The sequence below is a fragment of the Sinorhizobium sp. B11 genome (assembly GCA_039725955.1).
Lineage (GTDB): Bacteria > Pseudomonadota > Alphaproteobacteria > Rhizobiales > Rhizobiaceae > Rhizobium.
Map to the genome: position 1 here is coordinate 1,242,218 of CP091034.1, position 19,697 is coordinate 1,261,914.

General features: G+C 61.4%; 21 protein-coding genes. 5 read left to right on the plus strand and 16 right to left on the minus strand.

Annotation, left to right across the window (positions count from 1 at the left end):
• Positions 1-87: 87 nt before the first annotated feature.
• From cimA to cysS, 6 genes are read right to left on the minus strand one after another with little or no spacing between them, the layout of a single operon-like run.
• Positions 88-1,704: a citramalate synthase gene (gene cimA / locus LVY75_15950; protein XAZ24689.1), complete on the minus strand. Its 1,617-nt coding sequence runs from the start codon at positions 1,702-1,704 to the stop codon at positions 88-90.
• A 29-nt stretch (positions 1,705-1,733) separates the two neighbouring features.
• Positions 1,734-2,693, minus strand: coding sequence for a prolyl aminopeptidase (gene pip, locus LVY75_15955; protein ID XAZ24690.1), 960 nt, complete (start codon positions 2,691-2,693; stop codon positions 1,734-1,736).
• A complete protein-coding gene (locus tag LVY75_15960; protein ID XAZ24691.1) occupies positions 2,690-3,166 on the minus strand; it encodes a GFA family protein in 477 nt (158 codons plus the stop codon). The genes pip and LVY75_15960 overlap by 4 nt, the downstream gene beginning before the upstream one ends.
• On the minus strand, positions 3,163-3,651 hold the full coding sequence (locus LVY75_15965; protein XAZ24692.1) for a GFA family protein: 489 nt from the start codon (positions 3,649-3,651) through the stop codon (positions 3,163-3,165). The genes LVY75_15960 and LVY75_15965 overlap by 4 nt, the downstream gene beginning before the upstream one ends.
• Positions 3,648-4,124 carry a GFA family protein gene (locus tag LVY75_15970; protein ID XAZ24693.1) on the minus strand — a complete coding sequence of 159 codons (477 nt, stop codon included), beginning with the start codon at positions 4,122-4,124 and terminating at the stop codon, positions 3,648-3,650. Before LVY75_15970 ends, LVY75_15965 begins: the two co-directional genes overlap by 4 nt.
• Positions 4,121-5,497 (minus strand): cysteine--tRNA ligase, encoded by a 1,377-nt coding sequence (cysS, locus tag LVY75_15975; GenBank protein ID XAZ24694.1) that lies wholly within the window; start codon positions 5,495-5,497, stop codon positions 4,121-4,123. The genes LVY75_15970 and cysS overlap by 4 nt, the downstream gene beginning before the upstream one ends.
• Before the next feature lie 306 nt (positions 5,498-5,803).
• Here cysS and LVY75_15980 point away from each other — a divergent pair, with 306 nt between their 5' ends.
• Complete coding sequence (locus LVY75_15980) at positions 5,804-6,385, plus strand: hypothetical protein (GenBank protein XAZ24695.1); 582 nt, start codon at positions 5,804-5,806, stop codon at positions 6,383-6,385.
• Positions 6,386-6,408: 23 nt separating this feature from the next.
• Here LVY75_15980 and LVY75_15985 read toward each other — a convergent pair whose 3' ends face one another.
• The 4 genes from LVY75_15985 to radA all read right to left on the minus strand — a co-directional run bounded on the left by LVY75_15985 (position 6,409) and on the right by radA (position 11,060).
• Complete coding sequence (locus tag LVY75_15985) at positions 6,409-7,149, minus strand: SDR family NAD(P)-dependent oxidoreductase (protein ID XAZ24696.1); 741 nt, start codon at positions 7,147-7,149, stop codon at positions 6,409-6,411.
• A 79-nt stretch (positions 7,150-7,228) separates the two neighbouring features.
• Positions 7,229-8,719 carry an amidophosphoribosyltransferase gene (gene purF / locus LVY75_15990; GenBank protein ID XAZ24697.1) on the minus strand — a complete coding sequence of 497 codons (1,491 nt, stop codon included), beginning with the start codon at positions 8,717-8,719 and terminating at the stop codon, positions 7,229-7,231.
• Between the two features lie 230 nt (positions 8,720-8,949).
• Positions 8,950-9,570, minus strand: coding sequence for a CvpA family protein (locus LVY75_15995; GenBank protein XAZ24698.1), 621 nt, complete (start codon positions 9,568-9,570; stop codon positions 8,950-8,952).
• 89 nt (positions 9,571-9,659) lie between these two features.
• Complete coding sequence (radA, locus tag LVY75_16000; GenBank protein ID XAZ24699.1) at positions 9,660-11,060, minus strand: DNA repair protein RadA; 1,401 nt, start codon at positions 11,058-11,060, stop codon at positions 9,660-9,662.
• Positions 11,061-11,201: 141 nt separating this feature from the next.
• Between radA and LVY75_16005 the strand changes: the two genes are divergently transcribed.
• On the plus strand, positions 11,202-11,837 hold the full coding sequence (locus LVY75_16005) for a LysE family translocator (protein XAZ24700.1): 636 nt from the start codon (positions 11,202-11,204) through the stop codon (positions 11,835-11,837).
• Positions 11,838-11,840: 3 nt separating this feature from the next.
• Here the strand turns inward: LVY75_16005 and alr are convergent, their stop codons facing one another.
• Complete coding sequence (gene alr, locus LVY75_16010) at positions 11,841-13,007, minus strand: alanine racemase (GenBank protein XAZ24701.1); 1,167 nt, start codon at positions 13,005-13,007, stop codon at positions 11,841-11,843.
• A gap of 188 nt (positions 13,008-13,195) precedes the next feature.
• On the opposite strand from alr, the gene LVY75_16015 reads away from it, so the two are divergent.
• The 3 genes from LVY75_16015 (at position 13,196) to LVY75_16025 (ending at position 15,105) form a co-directional block, all read left to right on the plus strand.
• Entirely contained in the window at positions 13,196-14,017 is an 822-nt protein-coding gene (locus tag LVY75_16015) for an AraC family transcriptional regulator (protein XAZ24702.1), read from the plus strand.
• A gap of 69 nt (positions 14,018-14,086) precedes the next feature.
• Positions 14,087-14,806, plus strand: a complete 720-nt coding sequence (locus tag LVY75_16020; GenBank protein XAZ24703.1) for an AzlC family ABC transporter permease — start codon at positions 14,087-14,089, stop codon at positions 14,804-14,806.
• A complete protein-coding gene (locus LVY75_16025; GenBank protein XAZ24704.1) occupies positions 14,803-15,105 on the plus strand; it encodes an AzlD domain-containing protein in 303 nt (100 codons plus the stop codon). The genes LVY75_16020 and LVY75_16025 overlap by 4 nt, the downstream gene beginning before the upstream one ends.
• 62 nt (positions 15,106-15,167) lie before the next feature.
• Here the strand turns inward: LVY75_16025 and LVY75_16030 are convergent, their stop codons facing one another.
• From LVY75_16030 to rpsF, 5 genes are all read right to left on the minus strand, one after another.
• Entirely contained in the window at positions 15,168-16,664 is a 1,497-nt protein-coding gene (locus tag LVY75_16030; GenBank protein ID XAZ25735.1) for a replicative DNA helicase, read from the minus strand.
• 335 nt (positions 16,665-16,999) lie between these two features.
• Positions 17,000-17,578, minus strand: a complete 579-nt coding sequence (rplI, locus tag LVY75_16035; protein XAZ24705.1) for a 50S ribosomal protein L9 — start codon at positions 17,576-17,578, stop codon at positions 17,000-17,002.
• A 20-nt stretch (positions 17,579-17,598) separates the two neighbouring features.
• The gene (locus LVY75_16040; protein XAZ24706.1) at positions 17,599-18,579 is read right to left on the minus strand and encodes a YybS family protein; all 981 of its coding nucleotides are present in this window, start codon (positions 18,577-18,579) and stop codon (positions 17,599-17,601) included.
• A gap of 146 nt (positions 18,580-18,725) precedes the next feature.
• Complete coding sequence (gene rpsR, locus LVY75_16045; protein XAZ24707.1) at positions 18,726-18,974, minus strand: 30S ribosomal protein S18; 249 nt, start codon at positions 18,972-18,974, stop codon at positions 18,726-18,728.
• Between the two features lie 12 nt (positions 18,975-18,986).
• On the minus strand, positions 18,987-19,445 hold the full coding sequence (gene rpsF / locus LVY75_16050; protein ID XAZ24708.1) for a 30S ribosomal protein S6: 459 nt from the start codon (positions 19,443-19,445) through the stop codon (positions 18,987-18,989).
• Between the last annotated feature and the right edge of the window lie 252 nt (positions 19,446-19,697).

Below are 19,697 nucleotides of genomic sequence, written 5' to 3' on the forward strand. Positions count from 1 at the left end.
TTCGTTCGAATGACGGAAATGCTCTATCTCCTTGTTTTCATTTTATTCCGGACGCAACCTCTGCCCAGTTTGCTGGAATGCTCCAGCTCACTCGGCAGCGATCTTGCCGGCAAGTTGCCGGTTCTTCATCAGCTTGTAGATGACCGAGTCCATCAATGCCTGGAACGAGGCGTCGATGATGTTTTCGGAAACGCCGACCGTCCACCAGCGCACACCGCTGGAATCGGTCGATTCAATCAGAACGCGGGTAATGGCCTCGGTGCCGCCATTGAGGATACGCACCTTGAAATCGGCGAGCACCAGATCGTCGATCTCATGCTGATACTTGCCGAAATCCTTGCGCAGCGCGAGGTCGAGTGCGTTGACCGGGCCCTCTGCTTCCGCCACCGACATCAGCGTCTGGCCATCGATGGCGATCTTCACGACGGCTTCGGAGACGATCTTTATGCGCCCGTGGGAATCGAAGCGCCGTTCGATCATCACCCGGAAGCCTTCGATCGTGAAGAAATCCGGGATTGTACCCATGGTGCGCCGTGCCAGAAGCTCGAAGCTCGCATCGGCGCCCTCGTAGGCATAGCCGGAAGCCTCGCGCTCCTTGACGATCGAAATCAGGAGATCGAGCTTCGGATCGTCCTTTGCGACGTCGATGCCGCGCCGCCTCAGCGCATTGATGAAATTCGCCTTGCCGCCCTGATCAGAGACCATGACCTTGCGGAAATTGCCGACACTTTCCGGCGGCACGTGTTCGTATGTGCGCGGGTCCTTCAGCAGCGCCGAGGCATGGATGCCGGCCTTCGTCGCGAAGGCGGACGCGCCGACATAGGGCATCTGATGATCCGGCGAGCGGTTGAGCAGCTCGTCGAAGGCATGCGACAGGCGGGTGAGGTTGGTCAGCCGCTCGGCGTCGATCGCGGTTTCGAAACGCGTATTGTAAGCGCTCTTCAGCGCCAGCGTCGGGATCAGCGTCACCAGGTTGGCATTGCCGCAGCGTTCGCCAATGCCGTTCAGCGTGCCCTGGATCTGGCGTACACCGGCCTCGACGGCAGCAAGCGAATTGGCAACGGCCTGGCCGGTATCGTTATGCGCATGGATACCGAGACAGTGCCCCGGCACGCCGAAGGCGATCACCGCCTCGACGATGGCGCGCACTTCCGGCGGCTGCGTGCCGCCATTGGTGTCGCAGAGCACCACCCAACGCGCGCCGTTCTCATAGGCGGTCTTCGCACAGGCGAGCGCATATTCCGGATTGGCCTTGTAGCCATCGAAGAAATGCTCGCAGTCGACCATCGCCTCCTTGCCGGCGGCAACGACGGCCTTGACGCTTTCGGCAATGGATTCGAGATTTTCCTCGTTGGTGCAGCCAAGCGCCACCTGCACGTGATAATCCCAGCTCTTGGCGACAAAACAGACCGCGTCGCTACGCGCCTGCAGGAGCCCGGCGATACCCGGATCGTTGGAGACGGAAACACCCGGCCGCTTCGTCATGCCGAAGGCGACGAAGGAGGCCTGGCTCGTACGCTTTTCGGCGAAGAAGGCGGTATCGGTCGGGTTGGCTCCGGGATAACCGCCCTCGACATAGTCGAGCCCGAACTCGTCCAGCATGCTTGCAATCGCAATCTTGTCCTCGACCGAAAAGTCGATGCCGGGCGTCTGCTGCCCGTCCCGAAGCGTCGTGTCGAAGAGGTAGATTCTTTCGCGTGCCATAGTGGTGTTTCCTGTCGCCGCTTGCGGCCTTATTGTTTGCCTGCGAACCGGTCCGTTGCCCGGATCAGCTGGTCGAGAATGCCGGGTTCCGAAAAGGCATGCCCGGCCCCTTCGATCAGGTGGAACTCGGCCTTTGGCCATGCCTTGTGCAGCAGCCAGGCATATTTGGCCGGGCAGGGCATGTCGTAACGCCCGTGGACGATGACGCCGGGGATATCCTTCAGCTTGTAGGCATCGCGCAGCAGCTGGCCCTCATCCATCCACCCGGCATGGACGAAGAAATGGTTTTCGATGCGCGCAAAGGCATAGGCGAACTCGGCTTCCTCGAATTTGCCGCTGGTCGATTTCTCCGGCAGCAGCGTGATCGTCTCGCCCTCCCAGATGCTCCAGGCCTGGGCCGCCTTCAGAGCCACCGCCCGGTCCGCACCGGTGAGGCGCCGGTTATAGGCGAGCATCATCTCATGGCGTTCTTCAGGCGGGATAGGAGCGATAAAGCGCTCCCACTTGTCCGGGAACATCTCGGAGACACCGAACTGATAGTACCAGTCGAGTTCGGCCCGCGTCAGCGTGTAGATGCCGCGCACGACGAGTTCGGAAACGCGATCCGGATGTTTCTCGGCATAGGCGAGCGCCAGTGTCGAGCCCCAGGAGCCGCCGAAGACCTGCCATTTGTCGATGCCCGCCATCTCGCGCAGCCGCTCGATATCGGCAACGAGATGCCAGGTCGTGTTGGCCTCGAGGCTTGCATGTGGGGTCGACTTGCCGCAGCCGCGCTGGTCGAACAACAGCACGTCATAAAGATCAGGATCGAACAGACGGCGATGGGCGGGTGAAATGCCTCCGCCCGGACCGCCATGCAGGAAGACCGCCGGCTTGGCGCCCGGCTTGCCGCAGCGCTCCCAATAGATCACATGGCCGTCGCCGACATCGAGATGGCCGGAAGCATAGGGTTCGATTTCCGGATAGAGTGTGCGCATCGCTCCAGTCATATCTTCACGCCTTTTGCGGGCCAGACAGCGGTATCGTGGTCGGGATGCTGGAAGGAGATGATCGCCTCCTGCCGGGCGTAAAAATCCGGATCCTTGTGTACGGGCGCGTCGAAGATCGTCTCGACCCAGGGCAGGCGGGCATCGTAATTGACCTGGATCTGCGGGGCGAGATCGCTGCGGTCGTCGAATGTGCCGATCGCAAGCTCCAGCCCGCCCGGATGACGATAGGTCATCGGCGTGCCGCAATCGCTGCAGAAGCCGCGCTCGATATTGACCGAGGACTGGAAATAGGTCGGTTCACCGCGCGACCACTCCATGCCCTCTTCCGGCGCTGTCACCAGAGCGGAAAAGAAGCCGCCGAACTGCTTCTGGCACATGCGGCAATGGCAGATGGACGGACGTCCGAGCTTGCCTGTTATGCGGAAGCGTACGGCGCCGCACTGGCAGCCGCCTGTTCTCGTCGTCTCGGTCATGGATGAGCTCCTGAAGGCCATTGGGATGTATCGTGGTCGGGATGCTGATGATTGCTGGCCGCAATCCCGTCCTCGCGATCGGTTGTTTCCGGTTCCGGTTCGACGGGCAAGCCGTCGAGCGCATGAAACCAGACCATTTTGCTGTCGAGATTGGATTGCATGACCGGCTTTACAGCTTGCGGATCATCGAGCGAGCCGAGCGTGATGTTGATGAAGTCGGCATCGGGAATGTCGTAGAAAAGCGGCGTACCGCAATCGCCGCAGAAGCCGCGCCGCACGAGGTCGGAGGAGTGGAACCATTTCGGCTCGCCACGCGTGAGCTCGAAATCGACCCGCATCACCCCTGCAAGCGGCAGGAAATAATTGCCGGCCGCCTTCTGGCACATGCGGCAATGGCAGACATGCGGATAGCCGAGCTCGCCGTTTGCCCTGTAACGAACCGCGCCGCATTGGCATCCACCGCTCTGTTCAGCCTTTGCCGTCACGCGTGATCCTCCGGCGGCCAGACCGGCGTATCACGGTCGGGGTGCTGATAGGACACGATCTGATGGAGGAAGGAACCGGCAGCGAGATCTGCCTCGGTTCGTTCCGCCGGCAGTTCGTGCAGGTGATCGACGAAACCGATCTTGCCTTCCACTCCCCACTGAATGGTCGGCGGCAGCAACGACGGATCATCGAACGCGCCGGCCGCAACCGCCATGCCGTCGGGCGCCTCATAGGTCAGCGGCGTGCCGCAATCGCCGCAGAAGCCGCGGTTGACGAAATTCGAGGACCGGAAGGTCTTGCGCTGGCCTCTGGTCCATTCGAATTCCATTCCGCGTACGGAGACCAGCGGTGCGTAGTAGGCGCCGAACGCCTTCTGGCACATGCGGCAGTGACAGATCGACGAATCCGGCGGCGTGCCCCGCGCCCGGAAACGGATCGCGCCACATTGGCATCCGCCGGTATAGGTGTTCATTTCTTCACCTCCCACGTCGTTACCCGCTCACCCGTTTCCGGATCCTTGCCGTCCTTGAGCTGGATGCCTTCGGCAGCAAGCGTGTCGCGGATCTTGTCGGCCTCGGCGAAATTCTTCGCCTTCAAGAGCTCGAGCCGCGCCTTGACGCGCGTATCGATTTCCGCCGCCACGGCCTCGTCGATCTCCGTCTTCTTCGGCAGCACGCCGAGCAGGGCGGCACTGGCTGCAAAGACGGCGGGATCGCCGGATTGGGCAAGCGCATGCAGCGCCTGGACGGCGGCGACCGTGTTGAGGTCGTCGGCGAGCGCATTCAGCACCGTTTCGTCCGGCTTGGCATTGCCGGGTTCTGCGGCCGGCCATTTGGCGAGCAGCCGCTCGGCTTCCTCCAGTCGCTTGACGGAGAAATCGATCGGTTCGCGGTAATGCGTCATCAGCATCGCAAGGCGCAGCACTTCGCCCGGCCATTGCCGGCCGGCGAATGTCTCTGTGTGCAGAAGTTCGTAGATGGTGACGAAATTGCCTTCGGATTTCGACATCTTGCGGCCTTCGACCTGCAGGAAGCCGTTATGCATCCAGACATTCGCCATCACGTTGGTGCCATGGGCGCAACGCGACTGGGCGATCTCGTTCTCATGGTGCGGGAAGATCAGGTCGAGCCCGCCGCCATGGATATCGAAGACATCGCCGAGATAGCGTCCGCTCATGGCCGAGCACTCGATGTGCCAGCCCGGTCGGCCGCGGCCCCAGGGGCTCTCCCAGCCGGGCTCGTTTTCGTCAGACAGTTTCCAGAGCACGAAGTCGCCGGGGCTCTTCTTGTGCGCGTCAACGGCGACGCGGGCGCCCGCCTGCTGCTCATCGAGATTGCGCTTCGAAAGCTGGCCGTAATCGGCCATCGACTTCGTATCGAACAGCACTTCGCCTGAGGCTTGGTAGGCATGACCCCGCCCAATCAGCCGCTCGATGATCTCGATCATCTGGGTGATATTGTCGGTCGCGCGCGGCTGTACAGTCGGCTCGAGCGAGCCGAGTGCCAAGGCATCGTCGAGAAACTGCTTCTCGGTCTTCTCCGTCACCGCCCGGATCGCCGCATTGAGCGGCAGGCCCGGATAATCGCGCAGCGCCCTCGCGTTGATCTTGTCATCGACATCGGTGATGTTGCGCGCATAGGTGACATGGCTTTCGCCATAGACATGGCGCAGCAGGCGGAACAGCACGTCGAAGACGATGACCGGCCGGGCATTACCGATATGGGCGAAATCATAGACCGTCGGGCCGCACACATACATGCGGACGTTTTCGGCATCGATCGGGGCAAAGACCGATTTTTCCCGCGTCAGCGTATTGTACAGCTTCAGTTCCGGCGTGCCGCCCATTCCACTCTCCTAAAATGCATATGCAGAAAAACACCACCACCGGCAGGCCGGGGCGTTTCGCATCTTGGACATTTGGGAGACGAAAACGGCCAGGCCAGCTTTGGGCTAGCGAATAATCTTCCGGCAAATAATGCAGGTAACCGTTTTCATGCGGAAGGTTATGGCTTGGGCGATGAAAAAGGTCAAGGGTCGGAACTTCCTGAGATGCCATTGCCAGGGACCCAAAAATTCTGAGAGAAGAGGGAGTGCATAGGGCGCGACCAGGCAGTTGTGCCTCGGACCGAAGATCTTGTTCAGAGGCTATGAATGTTCGGCTTGTTTAGGAAGGTTTCCAAGAGCACGATTGTTGTCGCCACGCTCAATGCCCGCCTTCAACCAATGGATCGGGGCGAGCTTGAGGATGCTTTTGATGCTTTTATGTCAGAGAAAAAGCACGGTATGCGGGTTGTTGGCGGTGGCACGCTGCAGGCGGCAAGTGGTGAGGTTGCGAAATGCGACATCGAGATCGAGGTCGATAATCCCACGGATGCCAGACTGACGCTTTTGACCGAAGTTTTGGAATCGATGTTGGCTCCGGCTGGATCGATCCTACAGATTCCAGATCAGCGACGGAGCATCGATTTTGGACGGCAACATGGCCTCGCGGTTTACGTGAACGGCGCGGAATTGCCGGCTTCTGTCTATGAAGAATGCGATATCAATCACGTGGTGGCCGAGTTCTCACGGCTTCTGGACGGCGCCGGAGTCGTTGCCAGCAATTGGCAGGGACCACGGGATACAGCGCTCTACATTTACGGCAGGGATTTCGAGACGATGTTATCGCACCTTAAGCCCTTTATCGAAAGCTACCCACTGCTAGAACGCTGCCGGATCGAGAGGATCGCCTGAAACGATGGGTCCTTGCGGCAAGGTCATCCCGGCAGCTGGTAATCGACCAGCTTGTTCTCGCGCACGATGAACAGCTTGCCGGTCTCCGTTACACCCGGACCAACTAGCGGAAGTATTGCCTTCGCCACTTCGGACGGGTGCGGCAGGCTCATCGGGTCTTCGCCCGGTACTGCCTGCGCGCGCATGGCGGTGCGCGTGGCGCCCGGATCGACGCTGGTGATGCGCAACGGCGTCGATTGCGTCTCGCCGGCCCAGGTGCGGGCAAGCGCCTCGACGGCGGCCTTGGAGGCGGAATAGGCGCTCCAGAAAGGGCGACACTTGTGAGCTGCGCCCGACGACATGATGACGGCGCGGCCGGCATCCGAGCGCGTCAGCAGCGGATCGACCGAGCGGATCAGCCGCCAGGTGGCATTCACATTGATGTTCATGACCCTCTCGAAGACCTTCGCCTCGATATGGCCGATCGGCGAGATGACGCCGAGCACGCCGGCATTGGCAACGAGAATGTCGAGTTTGCCCCAGCGCTCGAAGATCGAGCCGCCGAGACGATCGATTGCTTCCATATCGGCGAGATCGAAGGGAACGAGCGTCGCTGAGCCGCCCACCGCCTTGATGGCATCATCAAGCTCTTCCAGGCCGCCGACGGTGCGGGCGCAGGCAATCACATGCGCGCCGGCCTTGGCGAGTTCGAGGGCGGTGAAATAGCCGATGCCGCGCGATGCGCCTGTGACCAGCGCGATCTTGCCTTCGAGATTGATGTTCATCTGCCTCGGTCCCGGATGTGCTTGAAAAGGTAAGGGGCGCAATAAGCGCCCCTGATAGGAAAGTCAAAGCGGAAGCGGCTCAGCCGTTGCTGGCAAGCACGGAAATCTTGTTGCCCATGGACTCGCCATTCTTGTCGAGCAGCCGGGTCGGATAGTCACCGGTGAAATAATGGTCGGTGAACTGCGGGCGGGCCGGGTTGCGATCCTCGCCGCCGACGGCGCGATAGAGGCCGTTGATCGACAGGAAGGCGAGCGAATCCGCACCGATATATTTCGCCATGGCTTCGACATCGGCATACTGGTTTGCGAGCAACTTGTCGGCGTCGGGCGTGTCGATGCCGTAAAAATCCGGGAAGAAGATCATCGGGCTGGCGACGCGGATGTGCACTTCCTTGGCGCCCGCCTCGCGGATCATCTGCACGATCTTCAGCGAAGTCGTGCCGCGTACGATGGAATCGTCGACCAGCACCACGCGCTTGCCTTCGATCATCGCCCGGTTGGCGGAGTGCTTCAGCTTCACGCCGAAGGCGCGGATCTGCTGCGTCGGCTCGATGAAGGTGCGGCCCACATAGTGGTTGCGGATGATACCGTATTCGAAGGGAATGCCGCTGGCCTGTGCGTAGCCGAGAGCCGCGGGTGTGCCGCCATCGGGAACCGGCACGATGACGTCGGCATCGACATGGGCTTCCTTGGCAAGGTTCATGCCCATGTTCTTGCGCGTCGTATAGACGTTGCGCCCGCCGACGACCGAATCCGGACGTGCGAAATAGACATATTCGAACAGGCAGAGGCGTTCCGGCTGCTGCTTGCTCGGCTTGCGGGCATCGATGCTTATCGAGCCGTCGGGCTGGATTTCGCAGATGACGACTTCGCCATTCTCCACGTCGCGGATGAACTTGGCACCGATAATGTCAAGTGCGCAGGTCTCCGAGCAGAAGATCGGCTTGCCATCGAGTTCGCCCATCACAAGCGGGCGGATGCCGGTAGGGTCGCGCGCGGCGATCAGCTTCGTGCGCGTCATTGCGAGCATCGAATAACCGCCTTCCATCTGACGGATGGCGTCGATGAAGCGATCGGCCGTGGACGTGTGGCGGGAGCGGGCGATGAGGTGGAGAACGACCTCGGTATCCGACGTTGACTGACAGATGGCGCCGGTGGCGATGATCTGCCGGCGCAGCGTCAGGCCGTTGGTAAAATTGCCGTTATGGGCAATGGCGATACCGCCTTCTTCCAGTTCGGCAAAGAGCGGCTGCACATTGCGCATCGCCACTTCGCCTGTCGTGGAGTAGCGCGTATGGCCGATCGACATGCTGCCGGGCAGGCGGGCCAGTGTCATCGGATTGGTATAGTGGTCGCCGACGAGGCCCATATGGCGTTCCTGATGGAAGCGCTTGCCGTCGAAGGAGACGATACCGGCCGCCTCCTGCCCGCGATGCTGAAGCGCATGCAGGCCGAGCGCGGTCAGCGCCGCCGCATCGGGATGTCCCAGAATTCCGAAAACGCCGCATTCCTCATGCAGCGTGTCTCCGTCGAGCGGATCGTCAATCGGGAAGGAATGGGACTGGTTCATTTCTGCGGGCCTCTGCTCTCACAAGAATGGATCGGCTTGTCCAGTAGCATGATACCGGAAATCTTGCAGCTTTCCGATAAGTTCATGCTGAACGACACTTCCTCAAAGCCCGCTCGCCGGCTCTGAAACGGTTGAGGCCCGGCGGAGCGGAATGCCCGGCCGGACCTTTTGTCTTACATCCCGCTCAAATGGCAATTGCCAGGCCGCGGGTCAAGCGCGTGAACACTGCGTCAATTAGATGGCTGCTGTGCGCCATTGTTAGGCGCGGGTGCTGCGTCTTCCGCCGGAGCCTGATCGTTGGCCGGCGCATTTTCTTCCGTCGTGCGCGCGCCACCAAGCTTCTCGGTAATGCTCTTCTGGATCATCTGGGCGAATTCATCCGGCAGGACCGCCTGCAGGCGAACGACGAGAGAATCAAGGAATGGCTTCGATTTGGCATTGTTGACCCAGGCTGGGCGGTGATCGGCATCGACCAGCCAGTTCCAGAAGGCGACGGCGACGACGAGCAGAAGTATGCCGCGCGCAGCACCGAAGAGGAAGCCCAAAGTGCGGTCAAGCGCGCCGATGCGGCTGTCGATGATGAAATCGGCGATCTTCATGGTGATGAAGGAGATGATGATCAGCGCGATCAGGAAGACGACGGCGGCCGAGCCGACGATGGCGATACGGTCATCGTCGGTATATTTCTTCGCATAAGGCACGAGATGCGGATAGAGATAGTAGGCGGCGGCTGCAGAGCCGCCCCAGCTCGCGATCGAGAGGATCTCACGCGAGAAGCCGCGGACCATTGCCAATACGGCGGAGAAAAGCACGACGCCGATGACAATACCGTCGAAAATCGTAATGGGCATGTAAATTCCACTCCAGACTGCCGCCTTGCGGGCCGCGTCGCGCCTTGTTTGGCTGATCCTATAGCATCCCCGCTATCAGTGATGAAGGATCAAACGTCTTCTTCCACACGCTGCAACGCCCCTTTCGAGCCGGCTATGCGCGCGACCAGATCCGGCAGGCTCTCGATCTCGCTCCAGCGGCCGCCGCTCTTGGGCAGTTCGGCGGAACCGGATGGCAGCAGAGCAGCCGAAAAACCCAGCTTTTCGGCTTCTTTAAGGCGCTGGGCTGTTTGCGCAACCGGCCGGACGGCGCCCGACAGACTGACTTCGCCGAAATAGACGCAATCGGCCGGAAGGGCAATACCGGCCAGCGAGGAAACAAGTGCCGATGCGACGGCAAGATCGGCGGCAGGCTCGGAGATGCGGAATCCGCCGGCGATGTTGAGGTAGACGTCATGCTGGCCGAGGCGAACGCCGCAATGGGCCTCCAGAACCGCAAGGATCATCGACAGGCGAGCCGAGTCCCAGCCGACGACCGCGCGCCGCGGCGTGCCTAGCGATGTCGGCGCCACCAGCGCCTGCACTTCGACGAGAACAGGCCGCGTGCCTTCCATGCCGGCAAAGACGGCGGCACCCGGCGATTTCTCGTTGCGCTCGCCGAGGAAGAGTTCGGAGGGGTTGGCGACTTCGCGCAGTCCCTTGTCCGACATTTCGAAGACGCCGATTTCATCGGTCGGCCCGAAGCGGTTCTTGACCGTGCGCAGGATGCGATAGTGATGGCCGCGGTCACCCTCGAAATAGAGCACGGCATCGACCATGTGCTCGACCACGCGCGGGCCGGCGATCTGGCCGTCCTTGGTCACATGGCCGACGAGCACCATGGCCGCGCCCGTCTGCTTGGCAAAACGGATCATCGACTGCACGCCGGTGCGCACCTGCGTCACCGTACCCGGCGCGGATTCGGCGAGTTCGCTCCAGAGCGTCTGGATGGAGTCGATGATGACGAGATCGGCGCGTTTGCCCTCGGCAAGTGTTGCCAGAATATCCTCGACATTGGTCTCTGCCGCCAGCATCACATCCGTGTCGGCCGCATTCAGCCGCTGGGCTCGCAGGCGCACCTGCGCCACCGCCTCTTCGCCCGAAACGTAGATGATCTTGTGCCCGCGCCGGGAAAGGGCGGCCGCCCCTTGCATGAGCAGCGTCGACTTGCCAATGCCGGGATCGCCGCCGACGAGCACGGCCGAACCGCGCACGAAGCCGCCGCCCGTGACGCGGTCGAGCTCGGAGATGCCTGTATGGATGCGCGGCGCTTCCTCGATCTCGCCGGACAGGGCGGTCAGCGCGACCGGTCGGCCCTTCTTCGGCGTCTTGGCCGGTCCGCCGCCGATGCCGCCCATCGGGTCTTCCTCGACGATGGTGTTCCACTCGCCGCAATTGTCGCATTTGCCGGCCCAGCGGTTATGCACCGCACCGCAGCTCTGGCATATGAATTGTGTTCTGGCCTTGGCCATCAATGACTGCTTTCACGTAGAGCCGCCTGGGCGGCCGAATCGGTTTCGCCCTAGATAATGGCTTCCTGCACCGATCAAAACTAATGATTTTCCTATCAGCGGCCGGGCTGGCAGCATGGGCAGGCTCTCAAGGGATAGGCCATGCTCGATTATTCGCTCGCTCACTGGATCGGTTTTTTGACTGCGGCGGTCCTTCTGAACATCTCGCCCGGTCCGGACATGGCCTTCATCCTCGGCCATACGATGAAGAGCGGCACGCGCGCCGGCTTCTCTGCCGTCTTCGGCATCTGGACAGGCGCCTGCATCCACGTGCTTCTTGCCGCTTTCGGCCTGTCGGCGATCCTTGCCGCCTCGGCAATCGCCTTCTCCACCGTCAAATGGGTGGGCGCGGTCTATCTCGTCTGGCTCGGTATCCAGGCGCTGCGCTCGAAAGGTGGGGGCGGCTTCGTGCGTGCAGCGGGCGAGACGCTCGGCTGGCGGCGCATCTATCGCCAGGGCGTACTGGTCTCGCTGCTCAATCCGAAAGTGGCGATCTTCTTCCTCGCTTTCCTGCCCCAATTCGTCGTGGAGGGCGCAGGCCCGGCATGGCTGCAACTTGCCGTTCACGGCGGCCTGATCATTGTGGTCGCCTTTTTCATCGAGCCGCCGCTGATCCTTGCGGGAGGGCGGCTTGCTGATCTCTTCAAGCGCAATGCCAGGATAGGCCTGTGGCTGGATCGCGGCCTTGGTGCGCTGTTCGTGGCGCTCGGCGTGCGCCTCGCGCTCACAACACGCTAAGGACTATTCCTCGTCCATCTCGTACTTGCGCTCGTGGCGCAGGCCGATGCTGGTCAGCATCTCGTAACCGATCGTACCGGCAGCCTTGGCCGCGTCGTCCACGAGCATGTTCTTGCCGAAGAGCTCGATATAGTCGCCGGCGCGAACCGCATTTTCCGGGAGGTCGGTCACGTCGAAGATCGTCTGATCCATGGTGATGCGGCCGGCGACAGGTACCTTGTGACCGGCAATGAAGCCCTGTCCGCCCTGCGGCACTGCCTGGCGCAACGGCACGCCGCCGCTCGACTGGCTGCGCATGTAGCCGTCGGCATAACCCGCCGCAGCAACGGCGAGCCGGCTGTCGCGCGTCAGCTGCAGCGTCTGCCCGTAGCTGACGGATTCACCGGCCTTGACGGTACGGACCTGGATGATGCGCGCCTCGGCGGTCGCCACCGGACGCATCGTGTTCGCCATGCCGTTGACGGCCTGCCCGCCATAGAGCGCAATGCCCGGCCGGGTGAGATCGAAGTGATAGTCGCTGCCGAGCAGGATGCCGCCGGACGCCGCAAGACTTGAATCGATACCTTCATAGGCGGCGCTAACCTTGCGGAATGATTCAAGCTGCTGCCTGTTCATTGCCGAGGAATGATCGTCGCCGCAGGCAAGATGGCTCATGACGAGAACGGGCGCAAAACTCGCCGGCCGCGATACATCGTCGGCAAGAGCGAGCGCTTCATCCAGCGTCAGTCCGAGACGGTTGAACCCGGTATCGACATGCAGGGCGCAAGGATAGTCGCCGTAATCTGCAAGCACCGCCATCCAGAATGCAAGCTGCTCTTCCGAGGAGATGATCGGCACCAGATCGTTTTCGAAGAAGCGCCGCTCGGTGCCTGGCCATATGCCTGCCAGCACGAAGATGCGTGCCTCAGGCGCAAACATGCGCAGCGTCACACCTTCATCGACGGTCGCCACGAAGAAATCCCGCGCGCCGGCAAGATAGAGCGCTTCGCCGGCATCCTCGATCCCCATTCCATAGGCATCCGCCTTGACGACGGCGGCCGTGCGCGCCTTTCCGGAGCGGCGCGCCATATCCCGCCAATTGTCGGCCAGCGCCGTCAGATCGACGGTCAGCCGCAGGCCGGCGGAGGCGAAAAGGTCCTCGTCTTCGAAGGGGATGGAAAAATCTGTCATGAATCGCCGCACTGAAAGGAAAAGGAAAATGCTGCCAATACTCTAGAGACCATTGTGGCAAAGAGAAAGCACGCGCAGTCACATAGCAGCCTTTCCCACATGCGATCACTTTTGTTCAAGACGGACGGCCCGGCGCGCGCTAGTCTGGCCGGATGCAGAACGTATCGCAAAAAGAGGCGGCAGATGCCATGCCGCTTGCCAAGGTGGAATCGGCCCGCTTCTGGCGGGATAGCCGTTTTCGCGACATGGAGTGCCTGAGCGCCAGTTTTCTCACGCATGAATACGCGCCGCACGCCCACGATACATTCAGCATCGGCGCGATTGAAAGCGGCAGCCAGATCGCGACACTGAGCGGAAGGCGGGAAGAAACCGGACCAGGAGACCTCTATCTGATCGATCCCGGTGTCGTGCACGACGGCGCTCCGGGCGGTGAGGGATATCGCTACCGTATGATCTACCCGGATACGAAACTGTTCATCGATATTCTGGAGGATGTCTCCGGCAAGGCGTTCAACGCGACGCCGTCCTTTGCCAGGGCACTGCCGCGCGATCCGCAGTTTGCCAGAGCCTTCCACACCGCGCACCGCACGCTTGAAAGCGGCGCCGGTGCGCTGGAATCCGATGAAAGCATGTTCTCGGTGCTGGCGGCGATCTTCGCGCGTTATGGCAGCACGATCGTCTTGCCGGTCGATACCAAGGAGCGGAGCGCTGTCGCCCGCGCTCGCGATTACCTGATCGAGAATTTCGACAGCGATGTCGGCCTCGAGGAGCTGGCGACGGTGGCGGGCCTCAGCCGCGCCCATCTGATCCGCGCCTTCCGAAGGGAATATCACATTACCCCGCACGCCTTCCTGACCGACCGGCGTGTCCTTGTCGCCCGGCGCCTGCTGAGGGAAGGCCGCATGCCGGCCGATGTCGCGGTCCAATGCGGCTTTGCCGATCAGGCGCATTTCACGCGCCATTTCAAATCCCGCACCGGGGTGACCCCCGGCCAGTTTCGAGTCGGTTGATCACTTTCGTTCAATACAGCACGCGACTGTCTCGGCTAGCTCTCCGCCATCTTGATGTGGAGGTTGCCAATGTTGCAACAGACCGGGCCAGCCGGCAAAAATCCTGTCCGCGAATTCCTGGGCGGAATGCGTGCCATTTTCCCGTTGATCGTCGCTGTACTGCCGATCGGCCTCGTCTTCGGCGCGGTCTCGGCTACCAAGGGGCTTTCGGCCCTGGAAACGACGCTGATGAGCGCGCTTGTCTTTGCCGGCGGCTCGCAGTTCGTGGCGATGGATATCTGGGCGCATCCGGCGAGCTGGATCGGCGTCGGCTTTGCGGCCCTGCTCGTCAATATCCGCCACGTGCTGATGGGCGCCTCGATCGGCACGAAGATGCAGTGCTTCTCCGGTATCAAACGCTATATCGCCATGCTGTTCCTCGCCGATGAGCTCTGGGCCATGGCGGAATTCCGCGCCGGGACGACACGGCTCACACCCGCCTGGTATGCCGGCATCGTTACGCCCTTCTACCTGACCTGGGTCGGCTCGTCGCTTGCAGGTGCACTGCTCGGCGCCTTTCTCGGCGATCCCGCCGTCATCGGTCTCGACTTCGCCTTTCCGGCCGTCTTCATCGTGCTGGTCATGGGCTTCTGGAAGGGGCGGGAAACCGGTGCCGTTCTCGCGGCAAGCGGGATTGCGGCCGTCGCCGTCCATCATTTCGTGCCAGGCGTCTGGTACATCGCAGCCGGCGCGCTGGCGGGGCTGGCCATGGCTCTCTGGAGAGGCAGGGCGCGGGAGCAGGCGGCATGACGCTCGATCCCAACACTCTGCTTGCCATCCTTGCCATGGCTGCCGCCACGATCTTCACCCGCATCAGTGGTCTCGTATTGATCCGCTACGTCGAGATCAACGAGAACAGGAGAGCGGCAATCGAAGCCATTCCGCCGGCAGTGCTGATGGCCGTCATTGCCCCAACCGCATTTGCGACCGGTTGGGCGGAGACGCTGGCCTGTGTGGCGACCGCAGTCGCCGCGAGCCGCCTGCCAATGCTGGCAAGCGTCGTTGTCGGTGTGGCAACGGCAGCGCTTCTTCGTGCTGCAGGGCTCTGAAGCAAATCAGCAAAATTGCGCGGCGGTTTTGCGCCCTGAGGAATTGACGCGCGAAACCCGCGTCAATGTTCCTCGTATTGGGTAAAGGACGGATCGGCGAGATCGGCGAAGCGCGTGAATTCCGACTGGAAGGCGAGCTTCACCGTGCCGGTCGGTCCGTGACGTTGCTTGGCGATGATGACATCGGCCGTGCCCTTCACCTTGTCGAACAGCGCTTCCCATTCCGGATATTTCGGGTCGTGGATATCGCGCGGTTCCATGTTCTTGACGTAATATTCCTCGCGGAACACGAAGAGCACGACGTCGGCGTCCTGCTCGATCGAGCCGGATTCACGAAGGTCGGAAAGCTGCGGGCGCTTGTCTTCGCGGCTTTCGACGGCACGCGAGAGCTGCGACAGCGCGATGATCGGCACGTTCAGTTCCTTGCCGAGCGCCTTGAGACCGGTCGTGATCTGGGTGATTTCCTGCACGCGGTTCTCGTTCGACTTGCCGGAGCCGGTCATCAGCTGCACGTAGTCGACGACGAGCACGTCGAGACCGCGCTGGCGCTTGAGACGGCGGGCACGCGCCGAAAGCTGGGCGATCGAGATACCACCGGTCTGGTCGATGAACAGCGGCACTTTCTGCATCATCATCGAGCAGGCGACGAGCTTTTCGAAATCGGCATCGTTGATGTCGCCGCGGCGGATCTTCGAGGAGGAGACTTCCGTCTGCTCGGAGATGATACGGGTGGCGAGCTGTTCGGACGACATTTCGAGCGAATAGAAGCCGACGACGCCACCATTCTTCGCCTTCATGCTGCCGTCGGACTGCACTTCGCCTTCGTAGGCGGCCGCGATGTTATAGGCGATGTTGGTCGCAAGCGAGGTCTTGCCCATACCCGGACGACCGGCGAGCACGATCAAGTCCGAGCGCTGCAACCCGCCCATCTTGGAATCGAGCGAGTGGATGCCGGTGGAAATGCCGGAGAGGCCGCCGTCACGTTCCTTGGCGACAGCCGCCATATCGATCGCGAGCGCCACGGCATCGTTGAAGGCCTGGAAGCCGCCGTCATAACGACCGTTTTCGGCAAGCTCGAACAGGCGGCGCTCGGTATCTTCGATCTGCGCCTGCGGCGGCATGTCGAGCGGCGCGTCATAGGCGATGTTGACGACATCCTCGCCGATGGTGATCAGCGCACGGCGGATCGCCAGATCGTAGATTGCTCTTCCGTAGTCCTCGGCATTGATGATCGTCACAGCACCCGTGACGAGGCTGGCGAGATATTGCGAGACGGTGATGTCGCCGACCTTTTCGTCGGCCGGCAGGAAGGTCTTGACCGTCACCGGGTTGGCGATCTTGCCCATGCGGATGATGTCGCCGGCGACCTCGAAGATCTTCCGGTGCAGCGGCTCATAGAGGTGCGTGGGCTTCAGGAAGTCGGACACCCGGTAATAGGCGTCGTTGTTCATCAGGATGGCGCCGAGCAGCGCCTGTTCGGCCTCGATGTTGTTCGGCGCTTCGCGATAGTGCTGCTCTGCGGGAGCAACGGCGGCAATCTTTCGTGCAGCTTCGTTCATCGTCATCCGTACTGTCTTTTCCAAAACCCGGATTTGCAGGGCGGACCGAATAAAATCAAGTGCCGCGCGGCAACTACTTTCAGCTCGCCGTCAAATCGGCGGCGCTGTGCACGTTGTTCGATTTCTCCACAGTCGGCGGAACGCTTGAGGAGAAATATCCTGACTGTCACTTGCGGGACACGGTGCCCGCAGCGACTCACTTCGTCATTCCAGCATTCTGTTATTTTAGCGCCCTCGATTGGAGGACGCAGCAAAAAAGCCTGCCGGCTGGAAAAGCTCCAACAACAAAAAAGCCCGGCGCGAGCCGGGCTTTTCGTTCTGCCTGAAGACAGAAATTATGCTTCGTCTTCGTCGAGGCCGTCGGCTTCCGGATCGAAGAAGTCTTCCGGACGCAGTGCGTCTTCGTCAACGCCGTAGATGGCGTCGACAGAGGTGAGTTCTTCACCCTTGGACTGGCGTTCGGCTTCTTCAGCGGAACGGGCAACGTTCAGCTCGACGTTGATCTCAACTTCAGCATGGAGCTGCAGCTCGACCTTGTGCAGGCCGATGGCCTTGATCGGCGTGTTGAGGTGAACCTGGTTGCGGGCGATGTTGAAGCCTTCGGCAGCCAGAATGTCGACGACGTCGCGGGCAGCGACGGAGCCGTAGAGCTGGCCGGTTTCGCCGGCAGAGCGTACGACGATGAAGGACTTGCCGTCGAGAACGTCGGCAACTTTCTGGGCTTCGGACTTGCGCTCGAGGTTACGGGCTTCGAGCGTTGCACGCTCGGATTCGAAGCGGGCCTTGTTGGCAGCGTTGGCGCGCAGTGCCTTGCCGAGCGGCAGGAGGTAGTTGCGTGCAAAGCCGTCACGAACCTTTACGGTTTCGCCCATCTGGCCGAGCTTGGAGATGCGTTCGAGAAGAATGACGTCCATGGTGTTTTCCTTTCTTGTTCTCAGATTTCGGTATCGGTTTGTTTGGGGGCATCAGCATCCTTGGTCGGGGTCAGGGCGATCGCCTTGCGGGTATCGGCAAGACCGAGCACGAGGATGAAAAGAGCTGGCAGCATCATGGTGGATGCCAGGTAGCAGAGAATGAGGGCCGGCAAGCGCCAGTCCTTGCCGCGCGTGCGGAAGTGCAGCGCGGCGAAGCCGGACATCAGGAAGCCGGCGCCGAAGGCTCCGACGACCGTGGCGCCGATCATCGCCGGAATTCCGCCCATGAAGGTGGCGGCAAGACCGGCGAGGAAGATGAAGATCGAATTCCGGTTCATGCGCAGTGACGAGGGGATATCCTCGCGCGGGCGCAGGCCCTTGCCGGAAGCGGTGACGATGCGCGTCGCGATGTAATAGGCGGCAAACAGCATCACGACCCAGATGGCGCCCTGCAGCGCAGGCAGCATCAGCACGACGAGCGACTTGGTCTGCGCGGTCGCGACCGGGTCCGGAACGAAAGTCGGCTGCTGCTCCTGCAGCGAGGCCATCAGCATGTCGACCATCTGGTCGGTAATCTCAGGCCCGTAACCTATCATGATGCCGGTAACGATAACGGCGATCGTGACCAGGCCACAGAGATGCAGAAGGATATCGGACAGCGGATACCAGGCAAGCAGATGGTCGGGGCCGCCGAGTTCGGATGCCGGGCGCGCAAGATTGGCAAGATGGCTCAACCAGCCGGCCGGCAGCAGCGTCACCATCGTCATGACGAGCGCGAAGGACGGCGAAATGGCAATTGCACCGAGCACGGCTGCGGTGACAACGGCGGAAATGGCAGCGAGGTTGCCCCAGCCGAGACCAACGAGCAGGATGGGAAGTGCGGAAGCGGCATAGAGCACGGCACTGAACGACGGCTGCATGCTCGCGCCAAGCACCAGCAAGGCGGCGGTTAATCCGGCGAGTGCGCCGATCGCAAGCGTTTTCGGGTTCAGTTTCGTCACTTCGCTGTCCTGCTTCATCAAGCAGTTAGAGGATTTCCCTGAATCGATCCGGGAGATGCCTCAACATGGGTTTTAAGGTTCCGATCCGCGCCCATCGCGGAAGGGAGGAAGCCCCGGATCCGAAGATCCGGGGCTTCGAAAGTCAATTAGGCGACGACGTACGGCAGCAGGCCGAGGAAGCGTGCACGCTTGATCGCCTGGGCGAGTTCGCGCTGCTTCTTCTGGGAAACGGCCGTGATGCGGGACGGAACGATCTTGCCGCGCTCGGAAATGTAGCGCTGCAGGAGGCGGACGTCCTTGTAGTCGATGCGCGGAGCGTTTGCACCGGAGAACGGGCAGGTCTTGCGACGACGATGGAACGGACGACGGACCGGAGCGGAGGAAGATTCAGACATTCTTATTTCTCCTTATGCACGGTCTTCGCGGGGAGCGCGATCGGGACGCGGGCCACGCTGGAAGTCGCCGTCACGGCGCGGCGGACGATCGCCGAATTCGCGGCGCGGGCCACGGTCGCCGCCTTCACGCGGACCACGGTCGTCGCGGTCGCGCTTCTGCATCATGGCAGACGGGCCGTCTTCGTGCTTTTCAACAGCGATGGTCATGTAGCGAAGAACGTCTTCGCTGATGCGCATCTGGCGTTCCATTTCCTGGATCGCAGCTGCCGGTGCATCAATGTCCATCAGGGCGTAGTGAGCCTTGCGGTTCTTCTTGATGCGGTAGGTGAGGGACTTGAGGCCCCAGTTTTCGATACGCCCGACCTTACCACCGTTAGCTTCGATAACACCCTTGTACTGTTCTACGAGGGCATCAACCTGCTGCGTGGAAATATCCTGTCGGGCAAGGAATACATGTTCATAAAGAGCCATGACAGCTTTGCCTTTCTTGCGTTGATCAGAACCCGGCATTCGGCGGCTAAGCCTCAACGACTGCTCCTGAGAGGCGATAGCGCCAAGCAAGAAAAGCGTTTCCGAGACGGTCGAGAGCGGAGACACGGGAGGCTGGAACGCTTCCGTTCCGAACGGCTCGCAAGAAGCAAACCGGCCCTCCGTTCAGCCACCAGCCAGAAGACCGGGTTAACGAACAGGGGCGCTTATACGGATTTTTGCGCGAAAGGCAAG